This window comes from Dehalobacter sp. CP, from assembly GCF_047652685.1.
In the GTDB taxonomy this organism is placed as follows: Bacteria; Bacillota; Desulfitobacteriia; order Desulfitobacteriales; family Syntrophobotulaceae; genus Dehalobacter.
In genome coordinates this window covers 2,627,473-2,647,602 of the sequence record NZ_CP157399.1, presented here as the reverse complement: position 1 = coordinate 2,647,602, position 20,130 = coordinate 2,627,473, and the positions used below count along the sequence as shown (strand labels likewise).

22 protein-coding genes are annotated in these 20,130 nt (G+C 46.5%); 18 read left to right on the top strand and 4 right to left on the bottom strand.

Annotation, left to right across the window (positions count from 1 at the left end; genetic code table 11):
* The first annotated feature begins 4 nt into the window (after nt 1–4).
* Entirely contained in the window at nt 5–1,624 is a 1,620-nt protein-coding gene (locus tag AAH944_RS13170) for an ATP-binding protein (RefSeq protein ID WP_415535250.1), read from the top strand.
* Entirely contained in the window at nt 1,609–1,992 is a 384-nt protein-coding gene (locus AAH944_RS13165; RefSeq protein WP_415535249.1) for a PaaI family thioesterase, read from the top strand. The genes AAH944_RS13170 and AAH944_RS13165 overlap by 16 nt, the downstream gene beginning before the upstream one ends.
* 80 nt (nt 1,993–2,072) lie before the next feature.
* Here AAH944_RS13165 and AAH944_RS13160 read toward each other — a convergent pair whose 3' ends face one another.
* Nucleotides 2,073–2,222, bottom strand: a complete 150-nt coding sequence (locus tag AAH944_RS13160; protein ID WP_415535248.1) for a DUF1540 domain-containing protein — start codon at nt 2,220–2,222, stop codon at nt 2,073–2,075.
* Nucleotides 2,223–2,419: 197 nt separating this feature from the next.
* On the opposite strand from AAH944_RS13160, the gene AAH944_RS13155 reads away from it, so the two are divergent.
* The gene (locus tag AAH944_RS13155; protein WP_415535247.1) at nt 2,420–3,091 is read left to right on the top strand and encodes a hypothetical protein; all 672 of its coding nucleotides are present in this window, start codon (nt 2,420–2,422) and stop codon (nt 3,089–3,091) included.
* Between the two features lie 3 nt (nt 3,092–3,094).
* Here the strand turns inward: AAH944_RS13155 and AAH944_RS13150 are convergent, their stop codons facing one another.
* Nucleotides 3,095–3,451: a LysM peptidoglycan-binding domain-containing protein gene (locus AAH944_RS13150; RefSeq protein ID WP_415535246.1), complete on the bottom strand. Its 357-nt coding sequence runs from the start codon at nt 3,449–3,451 to the stop codon at nt 3,095–3,097.
* 189 nt (nt 3,452–3,640) lie between these two features.
* Between AAH944_RS13150 and AAH944_RS13145 the strand changes: the two genes are divergently transcribed.
* The 14 genes from AAH944_RS13145 (at nt 3,641) to AAH944_RS13080 (ending at nt 15,303) form a co-directional block, all read left to right on the top strand.
* Entirely contained in the window at nt 3,641–4,168 is a 528-nt protein-coding gene (locus AAH944_RS13145; protein WP_015044757.1) for a MarR family winged helix-turn-helix transcriptional regulator, read from the top strand.
* 100 nt (nt 4,169–4,268) lie between these two features.
* Nucleotides 4,269–5,252 carry a beta-ketoacyl-ACP synthase III gene (locus AAH944_RS13140; RefSeq protein WP_415535245.1) on the top strand — a complete coding sequence of 328 codons (984 nt, stop codon included), beginning with the start codon at nt 4,269–4,271 and terminating at the stop codon, nt 5,250–5,252.
* Nucleotides 5,252–5,482 (top strand): acyl carrier protein, encoded by a 231-nt coding sequence (locus tag AAH944_RS13135; protein ID WP_415535244.1) that lies wholly within the window; start codon nt 5,252–5,254, stop codon nt 5,480–5,482. Before AAH944_RS13140 ends, AAH944_RS13135 begins: the two co-directional genes overlap by 1 nt.
* 13 nt (nt 5,483–5,495) lie before the next feature.
* Nucleotides 5,496–6,446, top strand: coding sequence for an enoyl-[acyl-carrier-protein] reductase FabK (fabK, locus tag AAH944_RS13130; protein ID WP_415535243.1), 951 nt, complete (start codon nt 5,496–5,498; stop codon nt 6,444–6,446).
* Nucleotides 6,447–6,529: 83 nt separating this feature from the next.
* Nucleotides 6,530–7,468: an ACP S-malonyltransferase gene (gene fabD, locus AAH944_RS13125; RefSeq protein WP_415535242.1), complete on the top strand. Its 939-nt coding sequence runs from the start codon at nt 6,530–6,532 to the stop codon at nt 7,466–7,468.
* A 69-nt stretch (nt 7,469–7,537) separates the two neighbouring features.
* A complete protein-coding gene (gene fabG / locus AAH944_RS13120; RefSeq protein WP_415535241.1) occupies nt 7,538–8,278 on the top strand; it encodes a 3-oxoacyl-[acyl-carrier-protein] reductase in 741 nt (246 codons plus the stop codon).
* Nucleotides 8,279–8,293: 15 nt separating this feature from the next.
* Nucleotides 8,294–9,535, top strand: a complete 1,242-nt coding sequence (fabF, locus tag AAH944_RS13115) for a beta-ketoacyl-ACP synthase II (RefSeq protein ID WP_415535240.1) — start codon at nt 8,294–8,296, stop codon at nt 9,533–9,535.
* Between the two features lie 4 nt (nt 9,536–9,539).
* The gene (accB, locus tag AAH944_RS13110; RefSeq protein ID WP_415535239.1) at nt 9,540–9,998 is read left to right on the top strand and encodes an acetyl-CoA carboxylase biotin carboxyl carrier protein; all 459 of its coding nucleotides are present in this window, start codon (nt 9,540–9,542) and stop codon (nt 9,996–9,998) included.
* 38 nt (nt 9,999–10,036) lie between these two features.
* Complete coding sequence (gene fabZ / locus AAH944_RS13105) at nt 10,037–10,459, top strand: 3-hydroxyacyl-ACP dehydratase FabZ (protein WP_015044749.1); 423 nt, start codon at nt 10,037–10,039, stop codon at nt 10,457–10,459.
* 20 nt (nt 10,460–10,479) lie between these two features.
* Nucleotides 10,480–11,829, top strand: coding sequence for an acetyl-CoA carboxylase biotin carboxylase subunit (locus AAH944_RS13100; RefSeq protein ID WP_415535238.1), 1,350 nt, complete (start codon nt 10,480–10,482; stop codon nt 11,827–11,829).
* Nucleotides 11,830–11,864: 35 nt separating this feature from the next.
* The gene (gene accD / locus AAH944_RS13095; protein WP_415535237.1) at nt 11,865–12,761 is read left to right on the top strand and encodes an acetyl-CoA carboxylase, carboxyltransferase subunit beta; all 897 of its coding nucleotides are present in this window, start codon (nt 11,865–11,867) and stop codon (nt 12,759–12,761) included.
* Nucleotides 12,762–12,782: 21 nt separating this feature from the next.
* A complete protein-coding gene (locus tag AAH944_RS13090; protein ID WP_415535236.1) occupies nt 12,783–13,727 on the top strand; it encodes an acetyl-CoA carboxylase carboxyltransferase subunit alpha in 945 nt (314 codons plus the stop codon).
* Complete coding sequence (locus AAH944_RS13085; protein ID WP_415535235.1) at nt 13,727–14,545, top strand: biotin--[acetyl-CoA-carboxylase] ligase; 819 nt, start codon at nt 13,727–13,729, stop codon at nt 14,543–14,545. The genes AAH944_RS13090 and AAH944_RS13085 overlap by 1 nt, the downstream gene beginning before the upstream one ends.
* A 134-nt stretch (nt 14,546–14,679) precedes the next feature.
* Entirely contained in the window at nt 14,680–15,303 is a 624-nt protein-coding gene (locus tag AAH944_RS13080; RefSeq protein ID WP_415535234.1) for a biotin transporter BioY, read from the top strand.
* 265 nt (nt 15,304–15,568) lie between these two features.
* On the opposite strand, the gene AAH944_RS13075 is transcribed toward AAH944_RS13080, so the two are convergent.
* A complete protein-coding gene (locus AAH944_RS13075) occupies nt 15,569–16,825 on the bottom strand; it encodes a CapA family protein (protein WP_415535233.1) in 1,257 nt (418 codons plus the stop codon).
* Between the two features lie 233 nt (nt 16,826–17,058).
* On the opposite strand from AAH944_RS13075, the gene AAH944_RS13070 reads away from it, so the two are divergent.
* Nucleotides 17,059–18,438: a citrate/2-methylcitrate synthase gene (locus AAH944_RS13070; protein ID WP_415535232.1), complete on the top strand. Its 1,380-nt coding sequence runs from the start codon at nt 17,059–17,061 to the stop codon at nt 18,436–18,438.
* A gap of 400 nt (nt 18,439–18,838) precedes the next feature.
* On the opposite strand, the gene AAH944_RS13065 is transcribed toward AAH944_RS13070, so the two are convergent.
* Nucleotides 18,839–19,975 (bottom strand): MGDG synthase family glycosyltransferase, encoded by a 1,137-nt coding sequence (locus AAH944_RS13065; RefSeq protein ID WP_415535231.1) that lies wholly within the window; start codon nt 19,973–19,975, stop codon nt 18,839–18,841.
* Between the last annotated feature and the right edge of the window lie 155 nt (nt 19,976–20,130).

Genomic DNA, 20,130 nt, shown 5'->3' with positions numbered 1-20,130 from the left:
TGGAATGAGGTCAAAAGAGTTAAAGAAAAAGCTACCGCTTTTCCAGTGGACTTGGCGCACCTATGTTTGTGAAGCACTTATTCCATTGATTATCATGGGATTGGTGTTTATTGCTATTTTCATTCTCGCGCACTTCTGGCTGCATAAAGAAGTATCAGGTGTGCTGATTGCTGGTCAGGGAGAAGAGTTCTATGCCGCGCTGAACGGTTTAAGCGATCAATTGTACCGTATCGGCCGTTTTATCATTGTAGGTCTTCTTATTTTCTATAGTATATTTATCATTATGTTTTACCGGAAAGCTCATCGAATAAACAAGGCAATCTCGGAGCCTCTGGCCAGAATTAAGCAGATGGTCCTTGACATCGGCACAGGACAGTACCTTCAGGAACAACCAGATTTCTTCATTGAAGAGCTGCAGGATGCGGCAGTTTCAGTCGTCCAATTGGGCAAACGGCTGCATCATCTCGACGCCAATCTGACAGTTTATCAGTCTGAAATCAGAAAAAAGGAAGAAAATCTGCAGGCCCTGGTAAAATCTATTGATGATGCTATTTTTGAAGTAGATGAATTCGGAATCGTTCGGAATGCTTGGACAAATGATCAAAGTATTTTGATCAGACCGGCTGCTGAAATTATTGGTTCCTCCTTTTATTCCGTGATGGATGAGGAGACCGCAAAGATCAACATGACCTTGATCAGCCGTGCTATCCAAAGCAAGGAACCGGAGGTATTTGAATATTTTCTGAACACTTCAAAAGGGGTCCGTTGGTATCAGGCACGGATAGCCCTTATTGACAATGATAGGCATAGTGTTTCCATCTCCGTAAGAAATATTACCGATAGGAAGGCCCTGGAAAATTCGCTTATTTCAGCCAAGATGGAGGCTGAACGGGCCAGCCTGGCCAAATCGGAATTCCTCTCGAGTATGAGCCATGAATTTAAAACACCCCTGAATGCAATTATGGGCTTTGCCCAACTCCTGGAGATCGATACGGAGGCTCCTTTAAACGAATTTCAGAAGCAGAGTGTCAAAGAAATCTATAAAGCAGGGAACCACTTGCTTGACCTGATTAATAAAGTCCTTGATCTCGCGAAGATTGAAACAGGCAAATTTGATGTCGTGATTAAACCGGTAGAAATCAAACCCGTCGTAGAATCTTCAATTAATTTAGTCAAGCCTCTGGCTGATCTGAAAGAAATTGTGATCACGGCAGCATATTCCGGGTGTGAAAATTATTGTGTGGCGGCAGATCAGATCCGTTTGAAACAAGTGCTGCTGAATATTTTTTCGAATGCAATTAAATATAGTTTTGATAATGGGATCGTTCAATTCAGCTGTCAGGAGTTTGATGGGTGGCTGCGCTTCAGCATCATCGATAGCGGTTTAGGCATTCCGTTGGAAGAACAGGGTAAAATATTTGATCCTTTTTTCAGGGCATCAAATATCAACCATTTAATCGAAGGTACCGGGATTGGGTTGCCGGTTGCCAGAGAATTGATTGAACTGATGGGCGGAAATCTTGGATTTGACAGTCAAGAGGGAAAGGGAAGCCATTTTTGGTTTGAACTTCCGTTGGTTCATGCCAGCTCGGCAGAAAGGATGACAAAATGGATAACATATTAGAGGAAATGGGTAAGGATATTTTTGCAAAATATGTAGGGATAGAAATACTCAAAGCCGAAGCCGGAACGGCTGAGGCCAGGTTAAAGATAGACGAGCACCATTTGAATTCGCTTGGGATCGTTCAGGGAGGAGCCATTTTTACGCTGGCGGATTCGACACTCGCTGCAGCGTCGAATTCCCGGGAGGGTACGGCAATTGCCGTAAATGTCAGTATTACCTACTGTCAAGCTGCCGGTCTGGGAATACTCACCGCCAGGGCCAAAGAAGTGTCCTTAAACCGGAAAATAGCGACCTATCTGGTTGAGGTCACAGATGAGAAAGACAATCTCATCGCCATGTTTCAGGGAACGGTTTACAGAAAACAATAAAATAAAAAGCCCATGTTCGTACCATGCTAACGTGACATGGTGCGAACATGGGCCCTGGGATTTCATACACCTGGCATTCATTACTTCTGAGGTTTGAAGGTATCACACTGTGTTTCTTCCGAGCCTTGGGAATACTCGGCTCCGCTGTGATTCACCTGAATCATCGGCGCATCGCACATGACATCTTTATTGTAATGACACTCGGTGACTGTACATTTAATTGAACCCATTTTTTTCACCTCCTTGGGCGAGTATCTTATTAACGCTAAAGCTTTGGCGTTTATACCTCTTATTATTATGAACAAAAATTAATTTACTATGTGATTTGCAAAATCAATAAGTTTCTTAAAGATGCTTCGGCGTCTTTTTTTATAAGGTTAGCATAAATGGAAAATTATTGCATAAGGCCGCATATATTATTATTGTCATGATCATTTTCTGGAATGGGGTGACTCACACGAACGACTTTAATTACAGATATGCCGTAAACCACAGCAATCCGGTGAATTATTATTATCAACCGCAGCCGGGCAATCCCAGAAAGCTTTGGGGCTGTCCAATGCAGAAAAATAGCTGGAATAACGGTATCTATCCTCTCTTTGAACCTCCGGTTCCCTCCAGGGCCAATCCGATGTTGCTTACGCCGGCAATTTTTGGAGCTGCGGCCGCGCTCACGGTTGGGTTCGGTTTGCACGGACGCAGTTTTAGCAGCGGATATTCCAAATTTATTTTTTTTGTTAATATCTATGCGGTCATTGCTTCTCTGGGTGCCGGGGCTTATATCTTCGAAACGTTAACCCTCGATGAAAGTAAAGATGCCAAACTAAAGGATATTATTTTTCCGCTGATCACAATCATTTTGTTTTTCGCGCTGCTCTTTAATCTGGTCTACACACTTTATCCGTCTTCCTTTTCCGGAACAATCGGAAAAACGCCTGTAACTCAGCTTATTTCGTTTCTTTCTTTAAGCATTGGCAGTATTTCAGTGGGGGAGACTTTTAATGTGACACCGGAAAAAAGCGGGACGCAAATCCTGGCCGCTGTGGAATCCTTCTGGAATCTGTTTGTGTTGTCACTTCTCATATCTTTGATCACATAGTCCTTAGTGGGATCTTTTCCGTCTCCTGACAGGAAGACAGATCATCTGGCCGATCCGCAGGTTGGTGGGATCAACTCCGGGGTTCAGTGAGATAAGGGAAGCTGTTGAAAGGTGGTATTTACCGGCCAATTTAGAAAAGGTGTCACCGGCTTTGATAACATAACGGTTCGCCGGCGGACATGAGACGACGCTCCTCCTGATCGGAATGCAGATCAAGTCCCCCAGTTTCAGGTTATTCGGGTTTACTCCTGTGTTCACCGATGCAATTGCCTCTGCAGTTGTATTGAATTTGCGGGCAAGGCTATAAAAAGTATCACCCGGCTTGATCTGATATGAGATTGTTCCTTTCGGACAGGTCATGAAAGCTCACTCCCAGCAGATATTCTTTCTCTTCTCATTGTATGAAAGGATTACCTGTCCGCCGGACAGAAGGACAAACCCAACCCCAAATTTTTTTCGCCTTAAAGGCTAGAATAAGAAAATCCATAAAGGGATAGTGAAAATCCTTCTAAAAATATTCAGATTAAACCAGGGGATGTACAAGTTGGTTTGAATACTAAAATATTTGACAACCAAATTAAAAATGAGGTAAACTTTGATTATGCGCTGAGAGGAAGTGAAAGGTTGGAAACAAATATTCGTACTGTTTTAAATGAACTTCTGATTGGAACATTTAATCAAATTCTAGATGTAGAGCAGAATGAGATTAAGAAAGGACCATTAAATAATTTGTCTATCTCAGAACTGCATGCGATTGAAGCGATTGGAATGTATCAGGATAGGACAATGTCTCAGGTTGCCGCCGATCTGGGTATCACTGTCGGAGCGCTTACTTCTTTTATCAATAACCTCGTTAAAAAGGAGTACGTTTCCAGACAAAGGGATGAGGCAGACCGGAGAATTGTCAGGATCAGTCTGACCCGAAGGGGAAAGCTTGCCTACAGGATTCATGAAAAATTTCATCTGGATATGGTCAAGCATATGCTTCTCGGATTAGGGGAACAGGAGAATATTTTGATCGAATCATTGCAGAAACTCACCGAATTTTTTGATTCAAAGTATTCCTTTAATCATTAACAAGAGATACACAAAAGGTATATGAAAAAGTAAACGAACAGAAGATTCGTAATGGATGATAATAAACGAAATAATATGAGAGAAAAGGAAATTTGGAAATATGTATGACGTCGAGATAATTGGCACTGGCAGCCATGTTCCTGAAAACAGGGTGACGAATGATGATCTGTCTAAGATTGTTGACACAAGCGATGAGTGGATCCGTACCCGGACAGGGATCAAAGAACGCAGAATTTCATTGACGGAAACCACAGCGGATTTGGCAGTCGCAGCCGCCCGCAGAGCGCTTGATGATGCCGGAGTTGCCGCTGAGGAGCTTGATCTGATTATTGTGGCCACGGTTACACCGGATTATTTTTTCCCATCAACGGCATGTTTTGTCCAGAATAGTCTCGGAGCCAGCCGGGCAGCTTGTTTCGATATCAGTGCAGCCTGTACCGGTTTTATTTTTGGACTCAGCATTGCCTCCCAGTTTATCAGAACAGGGATGTATCAGAAGGCACTGATCATTGGTGCTGAGGCCCTTTCCAAAATAACGGACTGGGAAGACCGCAGCACTTGTGTTCTGTTTGCAGACGGGGCGGGTGCGGCGGTTATCAAAAGGGGAGATCAGGGCATCATTTCCGAAGTAATCGGTTCTGATGGGAGCAAGGGTGAATGTTTGGAATGTCCTGCCCTTCCGCTCAAGAATGTCTTTATTGAGGCCGGGGAAGCAAAGCCCCCCTATGCCAAAATGAACGGACGGGAAGTTTTTAAATTTGCAGTCAATATTTTACCCGAGTGCATTTTAAAGATACTTGAAAAAACACCCTATACGCTGGAAGACATTAACCATATCATACCGCATCAGGCGAACCTGAGGATCATTGATTCAGCGGCCAAAAAGCTGAAGGTGGACCAGGCGAAGTTTTATGTCAACCTTCCCAGTTATGGAAATACTTCGAGTGCGAGTATCCCAATTGCCCTGGATGAAATGGCCAAAGGAAAATTCATCCATAAAGGGGATCTGCTCGTTCTTGTCGGATTCGGAGGAGGACTTACCTACGGCGCAATGCTGATTAAATGGACCATAGGGGGTAAATGATGTCTTTTGACACGATCTGCAGGATTATTGCCTCCCAGATTGAGATTGAACCGGAGAAAATCCAGCTGTCCACCAAGTTCCAGCAAGACCTCGGAATTGACTCTCTAAGCATTTTTGAAATTGTCATGGAGCTGGAAGATGTATACAGGATTGAAATTCCGACTGAAGATATTGAAGAATTAATCAGTGTAGCAGATCTGGTTGACTATATGAATAAGCGAACGAATTGAAGGAGAGAATGGCATGAATAACTTTGGTTTTTTTCATAAACTGGGCGTAAAATACCCGCTGATTCAAGGCGGTATGGCCTGGATTTCGGACAGCTCACTTGCTTCGGCCGTATCGAACGCCGGCGGAATCGGTATCATTGCGGCGGCCAACGCACCTGTCGAATATGTCAAAGAAGAGATTAGGAAGGCCAAAGCTCTAACAGACAAGCCTTTTGGCGTAAATATCATGCTGTTAAGTGAAAATGCCGAAGCCATTGCCCGTCTCGTCTGTGAAGAAGGGGTAAAAGTAGTGACAACAGGCGCCGGAAGTCCCGGGAAATATATTAAAATGTGGAAAGAAAACGGCATTACGGTCATTCCCGTAGTTCCTTCTGTTGCACTGGCCCGCAGGATGGAGAAGGAAGGGGCAGATGCCGTTGTGGCGGAAGGCGGAGAGTCTGGCGGACATGTCGGCGAACTGACGACCATGGCCTTGCTTCCTCAGGTGATTGACGCTGTAAATATCCCGGTGATTGCTGCCGGGGGAATCGGCGACGGCAGAGGGATTGCCGCAGCTTTTATGTTGGGTGCAAGCGGCGTCCAAGTTGGCACTAGGTTCCTAACTGCCGAAGAATGCACCGTGCATCAAAACTATAAGGATAGAATCCTGAAAGCTAAAGATATCGATTCAGTCGTTACAGGCAGGCCAACAGGTCATCCGGTCAGAGTCCTCAGAAATAAACTTACCCGGCAGTTTGAAGAGCTGGAAAGGACGGGGGCACCTCTGGAGCAGTATGAGACGCTTGGCGCCGGTGCGCTGCGCAAGGCTGTCAAAGAGGGAGATACGGATTACGGATCGGTAATGGCCGGGCAAATCGCAGGTCTGATTAAAAAAGAACAGACTTGTAAAGAGATTATTGAAGAAATGTTTGCTCAGGCAGAGGAACGTCTGAAAGCTATTAAGCTTGACAGTATTATCCTCTAGAGGGATACGTGCGGGGGACAAAAGAACCATCCCTTTGTCCCATTTGGATGATTATCGGATGATTATTGGAGGATACGGAAAGAATGGATAGAAAGACAGCGTTTATTTTTGCGGGCCAGGGTTCACAGTATGTTGGCATGGGCAAAGAACTTTATCAGCATAACGATGTTTCGCGGGCAGTTTTTGACCTGGCGGATCAGGAGCTCGGATATTCGCTGAGTGGCCTGTGTTTTAACGGCCCCAAAGAGGAACTGGATAAAACCGAACATACGCAGCCCGCCATTCTTACAGTCAGTGTGGCAGCCGCAAGGGCGTTAATGGATCAGGGGATCAATCCTGATCTGACAGCCGGATTCAGTCTGGGTGAATATTCTGCCTTGGTCTTGAGCGGTGTATTGCCATTTGAGGCGGCTGTGAAACTAGTCCGGAACAGGGGCAGGTATATGCAGGAGGCTGTGTCTCAGGGTGTTGGAGGAATGGCTGCAGTCCTCGGTTTGGAAACATCCGGGGTCGAGAAGGCTTGTCTTGCGGCTGAAAGCCTCGGGATTGTACGGATTGCCAATTATAACTGCCCAGGTCAAGTTGTGATATCCGGGGAAAACAAGGCCTTGGAAGCCGCGTCGGCCAGGGCTATGGAGCTCGGGGCCAAAAGGGTGATCCCGCTTGAAGTCAGCGGACCGTTTCATACGGGCTTGCTCGAACCGGCGGCCCGGAAATTGGCTGACGAGCTGGCAGGCATTGAATTTTCTGATCCCCGGATTCCGGTGATTTCAAATGTCACTGCAGATTATATGGCGGATAAGTCGGCGGTCAAGGAACTATTGCCGCAACAAGTCATGCGTTCCGTCCTTTGGGAGATGTCCTTCAGAAAAATGCTCGCCGACGGCGTAGATACCTTTGTTGAGCTGGGACCTGGAAGTGTCTTAAAAGGCTTTGCGAGAAAGATTGATAAGAACGTGAAGGTTCTGAATGTCGAAGACCCGGCATCTCTCGAAGCTGTGGTGAAATACTTTAATGATTAAGAACGTACTTGAAATCTAGGGTACAGGTCACGGTTTCTATCAATATTGGATTTCAGGAGGAGGCAGGATATGCTAAAGGGGAAAACAGCAGTTGTTACAGGTGCCAGCAGGGGTATTGGCAGAGCCATCGCTTTAAAGCTTGCTGAACAAGGCGCGAATATCGCGGTGAATTATGTAAGCAGCGAGCAGGAAGGGTTAAAGCTTGCTCAGGAAATTGAAAACCTTGGAGGGCGGGCCTTAGTTCTGAAAGCGGACGTCAGTGTATTCAGTGAAGCGGAACAATTGATTGCGATGGCCAAAGCAGAATTTGGAACCATTGATATTCTGGTCAATAACGCAGGGATAACCCGGGACGGTTTACTCATGAGGATGTCGGAAGACGATTTTGACCGAGTCGTAGAAGTAGACCTTAAAGGGGTGTTCAATTGTACCCGGCATGCCGTTCCTATCATGGTCAAACAAAGAAGCGGCAGGATCGTCAATATCACTTCTGTTGTTGGAATTCTCGGAAATGCAGGGCAGGTTAATTATGCAGCGGCCAAAGCCGGTGTTATTGGACTTACTAAATCCCTGGCCAAGGAAATCGGCAGCAGAAACATCACGGTGAATGCTGTAGCCCCTGGCTTTATTGAGACAGATATGACGTCAGGATTATCGGATAAAGTGAAAGAACTGACCAAAGAGAGCATTGCTTTAAAGAGGTTTGGTAAACCGGAGAATATCGCCGATACGGTTTTATTTCTAGCTTCAGACGCCGGTGAATACATTACCGGCCAGGTTATAAGCGTTGACGGCGGAATGGCATTTTAGGAGGAGACCAACAATATGAGAACACGCGTAGTTATTACTGGAATTGGGGCGGTTACTCCGCTTGGCAACGATGCAGCCACATTCTGGCAGGGCATCAAAGAGGGAAAATGCGGAATAGGTCCGATCACAGCCTTTGATACGACGGACCATAAAGTAAAAATTGGTGCCGAGATCAAAAATTTTGATCCTGAAACGCTTTTGGACAAGAAAGAAGCCAAACGGATGGACCGCTACTGCCAGCTGGCAGTGGTGGCGGCAGAACACGCTTATGAAGATGCGGGTCTGAAAGCAGCCGAGATTGACCCGGAAAGATTAGGTGTTTTGGTTGGATCGGGGATAGGCGGTCTGCTAACGATCGAAGAACAGCACAGCAGACTGACCGAGAAAGGGCCCGGCAGGGTTTCCCCTTTCTTTATTCCGATGGCGATCAGTAATATGGCTTCAGGGAATATTGCGATCAAGCTTGGTGCCAAAGGAATTAACTACAGTATAGTCACAGCCTGCGCTTCAGCAACGCATTCCATCGGTGAAGCTTTCTGGAAGATCAGAGACGGTCAGGCGGATATGATTGTTACCGGTGGTGCCGAAGCCCCGATTACGCCTCTGGCGGTAGCCGGATTTACTTCCATGACCGCTTTGAGCAACAGCAATGATGTCAACAGGGCTTCCATCCCGTTTGATAAGGAGCGGGACGGGTTCGTGATTGGTGAAGGTGCGGGTATTTTGGTTCTGGAATCCTTGGAGCATGCTAGAAAGAGGAATGCAAGAATCTATGGCGAAGTAGTTGGTTATGGAGCTACCTGCGATGCCTACCATATGACCGCACCTGCACCGGGAGGGGAAGGCGCGGCCAGAGCGATGAAGCTTGCCTTAGCTGATGCCGGAATTGGTCCGGACGAAATATCCTATATTAATCCGCATGGAACAGGTACACCGTACAACGACAAGTTTGAGACGGAAGCGATCAAAGCCATATTTGGAGAAAAAGCTTATCAAATACCGGTGAGTTCGACAAAATCAATGACTGGTCATCTACTGGGTGCGGCAGGAGCTATAGAGGCGATTATCTGCGCCAAAGCACTGCAGGAGGGCTTTGTACCACCGACGATCGGCTATCAGGTTAAAGATGAGGAATGTGACCTGGATTATGTGCCAAATTGCGGGCGTAACATGGACTTGACCTACGCCCTATCCAATTCGCTTGGGTTTGGCGGCCATAATGCTACCATTATCTTAAAAAAATGGTTAGAGGGATAAAGTGATGGATTTAAAAGAAATTCAAGAACTGATAAAAATGGTGGATGAATCCGGGCTGAGTGAATTTGAGCTTAAGCAAGAGGATTATAAAATTGTTTTGAAGAAAGAAAAGCTTCAGCCTATGTTTCAGCCTGCGTTTCAGCCGGTGCAGAGCTTTATGACCGGAGCTGCAGCCGGAAGAGAGACTGTGGCTCCGGAACATCCAAGTTCTAAAATTGAAGCATCGCAGACGATTAATGCACCGATTGTTGGAACCTTTTACCTGGCACCGTCGCCCGGAGAGAAACCCTTTGTCAGCGCGGGTAGCAAAGTCAAAAAAGGAGATACGCTTTGTATTGTCGAGGCGATGAAGCTGATGAATGAGATTGAAGCTGAAGAAGACCTGCAAATCTTAAGCATTCTGGTTGATGACGGGCAAATGGTCGAATTTGGCCAACCGCTGTTTGAAATTAATACCAAGTAGCGGCAAGGATGCAAGCGGAACTATTGTGGAGGTAAAAGATGCTGAACATCAAAGAGATTCAGGAGATCATTCCGCATCGATACCCATTCCTTCTTCTGGACCGAGTCGAAGAGCTAGAAGAAGGTAAAAGGGTTGTTGCTTATAAAAATGTTACGATCAATGAGTATTTTTTTCAGGGACATTTTCCGCAAGAACCGGTAATGCCCGGTGTACTCATTATTGAAGCGCTGGCTCAGGCCGGTGCGGTAGCTTTATTAAAAATGGAAAAATATCAGGGTAAGCTCGCTTACTTTACCGGAATTGATAATGCCAAGTTCCGAAGGAAGGTATTTCCTGGTGATGTGCTGAGGCTGGAAGTAGAGATTATAAAAATCAAAGGCCCTGCCGGTATTGGCAAAGCTCTTGCCACGGTTGACGGGGAAAAAGCTGCCGAAGCCGAAATTAAGTTTTTTATCAGTTAATAAAGTTGGTGGGTGAAAACTTGTTCAAAAAAATACTCATTGCCAACAGAGGCGAAATAGCGGTCCGAATTATTCGGGCCTGTCGGGAAATCGGAGTTGCAACAGTTGCGGTTTATTCGGAAGCCGACAGGAACTCCCTGCATGTGGATCTTGCTGATGAGACGGTTTGTATCGGGCCGGCCAGAGCAAGGGACAGCTATCTGAATACCAAGAATATTATCAGTGCAACGGTTCTGACGGGCGCGGAAGCCATTCATCCGGGATTTGGCTTTTTGGCGGAAAACAGCAAATTTGCCGAGATGTGCAAAGCGTGCCATATCGCATTTATCGGTCCTGACCCGGAAGTGATTGAAATGATGGGAAATAAAGCTAAGGCTCGGCAGATCATGGGCCAGGCGGGTGTCCCTATCGTTCCTGGCATTGAAGGTGTGTTGGCTAATTTTAAACAGGCAGAGGCTTCTGCGGAGCGTATTGGTTATCCAGTCATGCTGAAGGCATCGGCAGGCGGCGGAGGCAAGGGTATCCGGATTGTCTGGAGCCGGGATGAACTGAAAAAGGCTTATGATATGGCCAAGAAAGAAGCCCAGGCTGCCTTTGATGATGATTCAATGTATTTGGAGAAATATCTAGTGGAGCCGAGACATATCGAATTTCAGATCCTGGCGGACCACTATGGAAATGTCATTCACCTCGGAGAAAGAGACTGTTCAATCCAGCGCAGAAATCAAAAAGTCATTGAAGAGGCTCCTTCAACCGTCCTGAGTGACGAGCTCAGGCGAAAAATGGGGGATACAGCTGTCCGCGCTGCTCAAGCGGTAGGTTATAAGAGCGCCGGGACCATCGAATTTTTAGTTGACAACAACGGTGGCTATTACTTTATGGAAATGAATACCCGTATCCAGGTCGAGCATCCTGTAACCGAACTGGTTACAGGAATTGATATTGTGAAGGAACAACTGAAAATCGCCTCGGGAGAACAGCTAAACATCCGGCAGGACGACGTGCATATTCAAGGCCATGCCATAGAATGCCGAATCAATGCGGAAAATCCCGCACTCGGGTTCAGGCCGTCTCCAGGCAAAGTGAATATCCTTCTCTTGCCCGGAGGAAATGGCGTAAGACTGGACAGCGCACTCTACAGCGGCTATGATATCCCGCCGACCTATGATTCGATGATCGCGAAACTGATTACGCATGGCAAGGACAGGAATGAAGCCATCAGTAAAATGCGCAGGGCCCTTGATGAGTTTATCATTGAAGGCATTGACACAAATATTGAATTCCTGTTTCAGATTTTGAATAACCCTAAATTTAGGAGCGCAGAAATTGACACATCCTTCATTGCCAAAGAATTTGACTATGGAGCGTAATGACAGCCATAAAAAAATGATTACGGTTGGTGCTCATGTTTAAATTAAACAGGGTTTTTAAGAAACCGCGTTATCTGACCATACAACAGAATAATAGTCAGCCGGCACCGGCGGAGATAGAGGGGCAGGGGGAAAAGAGTGTTTTGCCTGCCATTCCGAACGGGCTGTGGACAAAATGCCAGAATTGCGGAGAGACAGTTTACACGAAGGATCTCAGTAATAATAACAAGGTCTGTGTCCGCTGCGGCTACCATTTCAGGATGGGAGCCTGGGAAAGAGTCGACTTGATCATGGACACCGGTACATTTAAAGAAATTAATCAGGATATGAAAAGCGTCAATCCGCTGGACTTTGAAGGCTATGCAGAGAAAATCCGCACTGGCCAGGAGAAGACGGGCCTTTCGGAAGCTGTACTGACAGGGTATGGCAAGATTTATGGCCAGGATGCTGTGATTACGGTGATGGACAGTAACTTTATGATGGGCAGCATGGGTTCGGTCGTTGGAGAGAAAGTGGCCCGGGCCTTTGAATTCGCTGCTGAAAGGAAAATGCCGATCATTGCTTTTACTGCTTCAGGTGGGGCCAGGATGCAGGAAGGAATGTTTTCCTTGATGCAGATGGCGAAAACATCTGCAGCCGTTGGCAGACACAGTCGGCAGGGAGGACTGTATATCGCGGTTCTGACAGACCCGACAACGGGCGGCGTCACGGCCAGCTTCCCGATGCTGGGAGATATCATTTTGGCGGAACCGGACGCGCTGATCGGCTTTGCCGGCAAGAGGGTCATTCAACAGACCATCAGGCAGGAGCTGCCGGAAGGTTTTCAGAAAGCAGAATTTCTTCTGGAACACGGTTTTATTGATAAAATCGTGGCCAGAGAGGACCTCAAACTAACCTTGTCTCGCCTGATTAAGCTTCATTACAGGCGTTAAGCAAAAAGACGGAGTGTGGCTATGCTCGAGCGGGAAAAAGAATTAGCGGAACTGAATAATAAGCTGAGTGATTTAAGGAAGCTTGCTGAAGATAAGCAAGCCGACTTTTCATCAGAGATTGAGGGATTAGAAGAGAAGCTTACCAGGATGAAAGAGGAAGCATTCTCAAATTTGACGGCGATGGATAAGCTGACCCTGTCCCGATTGGTGGAAAGACCCACCACGCTCGATTATATCGAGAGAATTTTTCACTCCTTTATTGAGCTGCATGGCGACCGGATGTACCGGGATGACCCCTGCATTGTCGGCGGCGTCGCCAGACTGGGCGATCTGCCGATAACGGTCATTGGTCAGCAAAAAGGCAGAAATACCAAAGAAAATGTCAAAAGAAATTTCGGGATGACAAATCCCGAAGGTTACCGTAAAGCGTTAAGGCTCATGAAGCAGGCGGAAAAATTTCACCGGCCAGTGGTTTGCTTTATTGATACACCAGGGGCTGACCCCGGCATCGGAGCGGAGGAACGGGGCCAGGGGGAAGCGATTGCACGCAACCTGATGGAAATGGTCAGTCTGCGGACGCCTGTTATTTCCATTGTTCTGGGAGAAGGAGGCAGCGGCGGGGCGTTGGCCTTGTCGATCGCAGACGAGATCTGGATGCTGGAGCATTCGATCTATTCCATACTGTCTCCGGAAGGTTTTGCCAGTATCCTTTGGAAGGATTCCTCCAGAGCAAAAGAGGCAGCCCGGATCATGAAGATTACGGCTCAGGATTTGCAGCAAATGGGCCTGATCGACAAGGTTCTGCCGGAGCCTTTGGGCGGTGCCCATCATGATCCCGAGGCGATGGCTGCCGTGATCAAGGAACATTTGTTAAAGGTCCCGTTCAGAACCATGCTGGAACAACTCGACGATGTTCTTGAAAGGCGTTATCAGAAATACCGTAGGATAGGGGCTTATACCGAGTAATGAACGAATCTCTCAGCCCTGAAAAAATAACACGATATCTCCGGACAACTTTTCTGGGAAGAAAGATCCTCTGTTTTGACGTGCTGGGCTCCACCAACTGTGAAGCAGCCCGCAGAGCTTTGGCTGAAGAAGAAGGAACTGTGATCATTAGTGAACAGCAGACGACCGGTCGGGGACGTTTTGGCCGAAAGTGGCAGTCACCGGGAGGCAAGGGGATCTGGATGTCAATCATTTTGAAACCTCAGCTCCCGCCGGATGTGATACCCCAGCTGACGCTGGCCGGCGCAGCAGCAGTATGCCTGGCAGTGGACGAAGCAGCTATTTCTTTCCCTGGAAGAGGAATCACCATCAAATGGCCAAATGATCTATTCCTGAACGGAAAGAAGGCCGGAGGGATTCTGACGGAAATGTCGGTCAGCAGCAGGCGGACGCCGGTAGTGGTGATCGGCATCGGTCTGAATGTGAACCTCGCTGAAACGGATTTTCCTGATGAACTGAAATCCACAGCGACTTCTTTACGTCTCGAGACGGGCAGGGAACACGACAGGACCAGGCTGACAGCCGGAATCCTAAATGGATTTGAACCACTTTACCTGGAATACCTCAGCACGGTTGATTTAGGCAGGACCTTAACCATCTGCCGGGAGCGTTCCGAAGTCATAGGCAGAAAAGTGGTCCTCGAAAACAGGGAGGGGCCGGTGCAGACCGCTGAGGTAATCGACCTCGGGCCTAAAGGGGAACTAGTCGTAAGGCTGGCGCAGACCGGGGAGATCAAAGCGATCATTTCGGGAGAAATTTCTGTGGTCCTACACGATTAAACGAGAAGTACGGTCGCGGTTCCCAAAATGAATACAGTATTTACATGGAAAATGGCATTGAAAACGAAGCGTCCTAATGATATAGTACTGAGAATATAGTTTATTACATGAAAGAACAGAACGGAGGAATGATGATGATTCAAAATTTGCATACGCTCGAAGTTTACCGTCAAAAACGTTTGTCCTATTTCCAATGGCGCACGCAGTCAACGACGTTTGCCAAAATTGCTCTGGCAGTAAGTCTGGCCTGCCTGACCGGCCTGCTTGCTCAGGTGAAAATCTACCTGCCATTTACTCCCGTGCCTTTGGTGGCTTCCCAGATTGGGGTGATCCTGGCTGCTGTGCTGCTGGGTAGAAAATGGGGCGGGATCAGTATGGCAATCTATGCTGTCGGCGGTTTGGCAGGAATTCCGTGGTTTGCGGGTTTCAAAGGCGGAGCGGCGGCGCTTGCCGGGCCGACAATTGGTTATGTGTTCGGTTTTATCCTTGCAGCGCTGTTTATCGGCGGTATGATTGATTCCAGGACCCAGAACCGTAAAGCTTTGCCGCTGACCGGCATTATCCTTTTTGCCCAGCTTGTCCTTGTCTATGTTCCGGGGTTAATATCCCTGGCCATATGGCTTTGGTCGACCGGACAGACAGTCACCCTGGCCGGAGTCCTCTTTATGGGTTATATACCCTTTATTGTCGGAGATATTCTGAAGTCACTCGTCGGAGCAGCAGCTGCCAAAGCCATTGTTCCGATGGAAAAATACTAGCACAGCGTCGACTTGGGTTAATATTGGACTAAAGCAGCACTTCAAGAATAATAAGTACCAGAATAATGACAACAAAGAATGCTGCACGCTGACCATATTTAAATGTATAGGCGTACATGCCGGATCCCCCCCGCAGGCTGATTTGTAAGATGTTTGATTTGTTTTATTCTATGAAGTCCAGGGAGGCAAAGTGATAAAGGAATAAACCTATGGACATATGAATATATGCGCATAGGTTTATTTTTGCGGTTCTAACCCTTTTATTTCAGTTGGATTGGGATTCAAATTCTTTTCCTGCTTCTGGCATTAGTTTCTGCACAGTGTCCCTGCAGAACCGGATCCGTTCCAGATCTGCATCCTTCAGAAGGGGATACAGTCCCGGATTGTCCAGAGCAGCTTTAGCCGGTATAACCTCATAAATCAATTGATTATTCAGGCGTTTTTTATTCACCCAAGTAGGAACGGCGTCCGCCTGGAGAACATGATGGGTGTGATCTGGATATACCCTGATCGTCACATTGGCGATGATTCCCTGTTCGGTATAAATGTTATCGACGGTTTCCTGACGCTGATCTGAGATGAAATTTCCCTGAGAATAAAAAACCGGAACAGTTCCATTGTTGTCTGTGGCCAAAAATACGAAGGGCTGGAGCACATGCGGATGGCCCCCGAAAATCACATCTGCGCCGCAGTCAGCCAGTACGGAGGCCAAGTCCTGCTGAAAAGTACTAGGCAGTCGCTGATATTCATCTCCCCAGTGCATACATAAAATGACAATTTCCGCTCCGGCCTGTCTTGCTTCAGTAATTCTCGCCTTAATGGTTTGCGCAGAACTGTCAAAATCCTGCGGGTCAAAGGTATCCATCAGTCCGGTCATGTTGACGGGAAGGATAAGACCATTGATGCTCAGGCTGCCGTCATATTGCGGATAGCCGTAGCCAAAATTGACAAACGCCACTTTAACACCTTTGATGTCCTTGATGACATAGGTGGTTTCCTTCTCGGTAGCCTTGACACCGATAATATCCAGTCCCTTGTTTTTGACAACATCGATCGTCCGGTAGAATCCGGTGATATCCTGATCTAAACGGTGGTTGTTGGCTGCGGTAACAATGTCAACGCCCGATTCCTTCAGAGCATTAACGATTGAATCGGGGGTATTGAATTTGGGATAACCGGAATAGCCCTGTTCAGGCCCGGCCAGTGAGGTCTCCAGGTTGGCCACGGTAATATCGGCATTTTCAAGATAGGATTTAACATACTGAAACTGGCTGCTGAAATCATATAAACCTGTTGAAGAATCGTAAGCGGCCATATAGACCGTGTTATGAATCAGGATGTCGCCGACGGAAGCGATAGAGATATCCACATAGGAAGGCGCCGGCTCCGATTCCGGAAGCGGCGAAGGATCCGGAGGATTTTGAGAAGAAATCTGGTTGGTATATTGGTAGGCGATCATACCGCCCGCAATGAATACGGCAGCGACTGTGCAGAGGAGGATAACTAGGAGTCTTCTTTTCATAAGCTTGACCTCAAATAATCATTTTATAATAAGTTTTTGATCATAGAATTTTTGATTTATAGTCTGGATTTGTTAGACTTGTCTGCGAATAGGATGGTTGCTCTTAGTCATTATAATACATTTACTTCAAAGCGAAAACGAATTATAATGACAGGAAGAATAAATGGTGAATGTTGCCGCTAAAAGGCTTGGTGCCAGCCGAGCTTTCTTTATGATCCAGAGGAGGTAGGGAAATGGAACAAACAGAGTTCATACAATTCGAACAATTTGAAACAAAAATGTTTAAAGAACTGACGCAGAAAGCGATAGACAGCAGTAAAATCAATCCTGAGCTATATAGTAAATATCAAGTAATGAGGGGCTTGCGCGATCTTGAAGGCAAGGGTGTACTCGTCGGTCTGACCGAGATTGGTGAAGTGCACTCCTATATCATAGACGAAGGAGAAAAGATTCCCGTTCCGGGAAGATTAACCTATAGAGGTATCGATATTAATGACATTGTCGATGGCTTTATCAAAGACGAAAGATACGGTTTTGAAGAAACGAGCTATTTGCTTCTGTTCGGGCATCTTCCGAACGCCACTGAGCTGAAGGACTTTGAACAGATGCTGTCGGCATATCAAAAACTGCCCGAGGACTTTGTCCGGGGTACTATTCTGAAAAGCCCGGGCAAGGATATCATGAATATGCTGGCCAGGAGCATCCTGAGCCTATATTCCTATGATGACAACCCCGATGACAATTCCATCGAAAATGTCCTGAAACAATGCATGAAACTGATTGCCTGGATGCCTTTGCTGGCCGTGTATGGCTATCACTCCTGTGCGCACTATCATGGAAACAAGAGCCTGTTTCTGCACAGTCCGCTGCCTCATCTCAGCACAGCGGAAAATATTCTTCACATGCTCCGACCGGACAGCAAATACACGAAGCTTGAGGCTGCCCTGCTGGATATTTCCCTGGTCCTGCATGCCGAACACGGCGGCGGGAATAATTCAACCTTTGTTACGCATGTCATTACCTCGACCGGTTCGGACACTTATTCGGTCATGGCTGCTGCTATTGGTGCCTTAAAAGGTCCCAAGCATGGAGGCGCCAATATTAAAACCTACAATATGCTTGAAGACATTAAACAAAATGTCACAGACTGGCAGGATGAGGATGAAATCAAGGCTTATTTGATGAAGATTATGAATAAACAGGCTTTTGACAGGTCGGGTCTTATTTACGGGATCGGCCATGCGGTTTACTCGATTTCTGATCCGAGGGAAGTCCTGCTTAAAGAATATGCCGGGAAGCTCGCTCAGGAGAAAGGTCTGGCCGAAGAGTTTGATTTATTCTGTAGAGTGGAAAGACTTGCTCCGGATATTGTCCTGGGCCATAACAAGTCAGGCAAAGTCATCAGTGCCAATGTGGACTTTTATTCCGGTTTTGTCTATAAAATGCTGGGACTTCCGCTGGAACTGTTTACCCCGATCTTTGCGATCTCCAGAATGTCAGGATGGAGTGCCCACCGGATCGAAGAGATCGTGAATAATGGGAAAATCGTCAGACCGGCCTATAAGAGCGTTGTTCCAAGACGAGAATATACTCCGCTTTCCAGCAGGAATTAGATAGAGATTTTAAATAAATACGCGGATGAAGACAAAAGGCGCTGTTGCAAAACGAGCATATCGTTCGTGGGCAACAGCCTATTTTTATTGCGGAGAATACAGGCTAATCTTTAAAAATAAACGATTACATAAGACCAGAGACTAGGCTATGCAATGTACATCCAGCGACAAGCGGAGCACGGATTGCGCAGCGCGGCAGTTTGACGGCCACGGATGGCCTAATGTCGCGATGCTATGGATGGCAAAGAGCGACTCGCCATGGAGGGCGCAACTGCCGAAAGCGGTTGTACATTGCGTAGCCCTACCTTCTTTGGTTTCTTTGTCTTTTAATATTAAGAAGGCGGTGTCGCCAACTACTTTAGTAGTTTTGCAGCACCGCCTTGCTTTTTGCTTAGAAATATTAACTTTGATGCGCTCTCTGATATTCTTTGACTTGAAGGCTTTCATACAGCAGCTGATCAGCCAACCCTACGATACTGCCCGGAGAAAGCTGTCGGGCCAAGTCCGAAGCATTCTCCCGCATTTCTTCAAGCAAACCGGGATTTAGACAGAAACTGTCGATCAGGGGATTAAGTTCGGAAATCCTTGATGTTCTGACAGCAACACCTGCTTTAACTAGAATCTCGGTATTTTCTTCTTCTTGTCCCGGAATAAAAAATGGAATAATGATGGGGATATTTTTGTTGATCGCTTCCGAGGCAGTCAGACCGCCGGGTTTTGTGATAATCACATCGGACTGGTCCATCAGGTCATAGATGTTCGATGTGAAACCGTAAATAACGACATCTTTGTCGTTAAAGGTACCTGCGTACTTTTTAGCAAGATCAGTCCAAAGCTTGCGATTGCTTCCGCATACGACCAGAATGCGAAGATGATGCGGGTTTTCCATAAGCGTTTTCAGGCATTTTCTGATATAGGGGATGCCCATGCTCCCGCCCATGATCAGCAGTGTAAATACATCATTGTTTCTGACAAGGCGGGGCTGGCGGAATTCTTCACGTACCGGAATGCCGAAAATGTGTATTTTGTTTTCAGGAACACCTTTTTCCGTAAGCGTATCCTTGGTGTAAGGTGAACCAACAATGTAGGCATCAACAAAACTATTCACATAAAACTGATGGGCCATATAATCTGTAACCAGTGAAATAAAAGGCAGATTTAAGCGTCCGGATGCTTTTAAATAGGAAACAACACCGACATGAAGAGGATGGGTGGTAATAAGCAGGTCGGGCTTGTACTCCTGAATCAGCTGTTCGATGACACTATCCATGGCCCTGTTTAAAATTCTTTTGACATTTTTATTTAAGAACTCATTATAGGTAATCTTATATAGTTTACCGTACATTTTCGGTAATCTTGTTGCGAGTATATGATAACCGTCATCGATAAGGGCTTCCATGATCCAGCTTTCTTCTTTTTTTAAGGGTTCTACAATCCGGACGGAATAGCCTGAAGCTTCAAGCTCCTTTTTCAGACAGTCTGCGGCCTGATTATGTCCGTGTCCTGTAGACGCAGAGAAAATCATTACTTTAGGCACGAATATTCTCCCTTCAATTAAAAGCATAAGATGCTGAAAGTTATCCTTATACATTATAACAGTTTATGGTCGATAACCAACAAAAATTTATTTATTATTTTTTGGCAAATAGGAATAACCACACAAGCGACTTTCTGGCAGGAAGACATAAACGA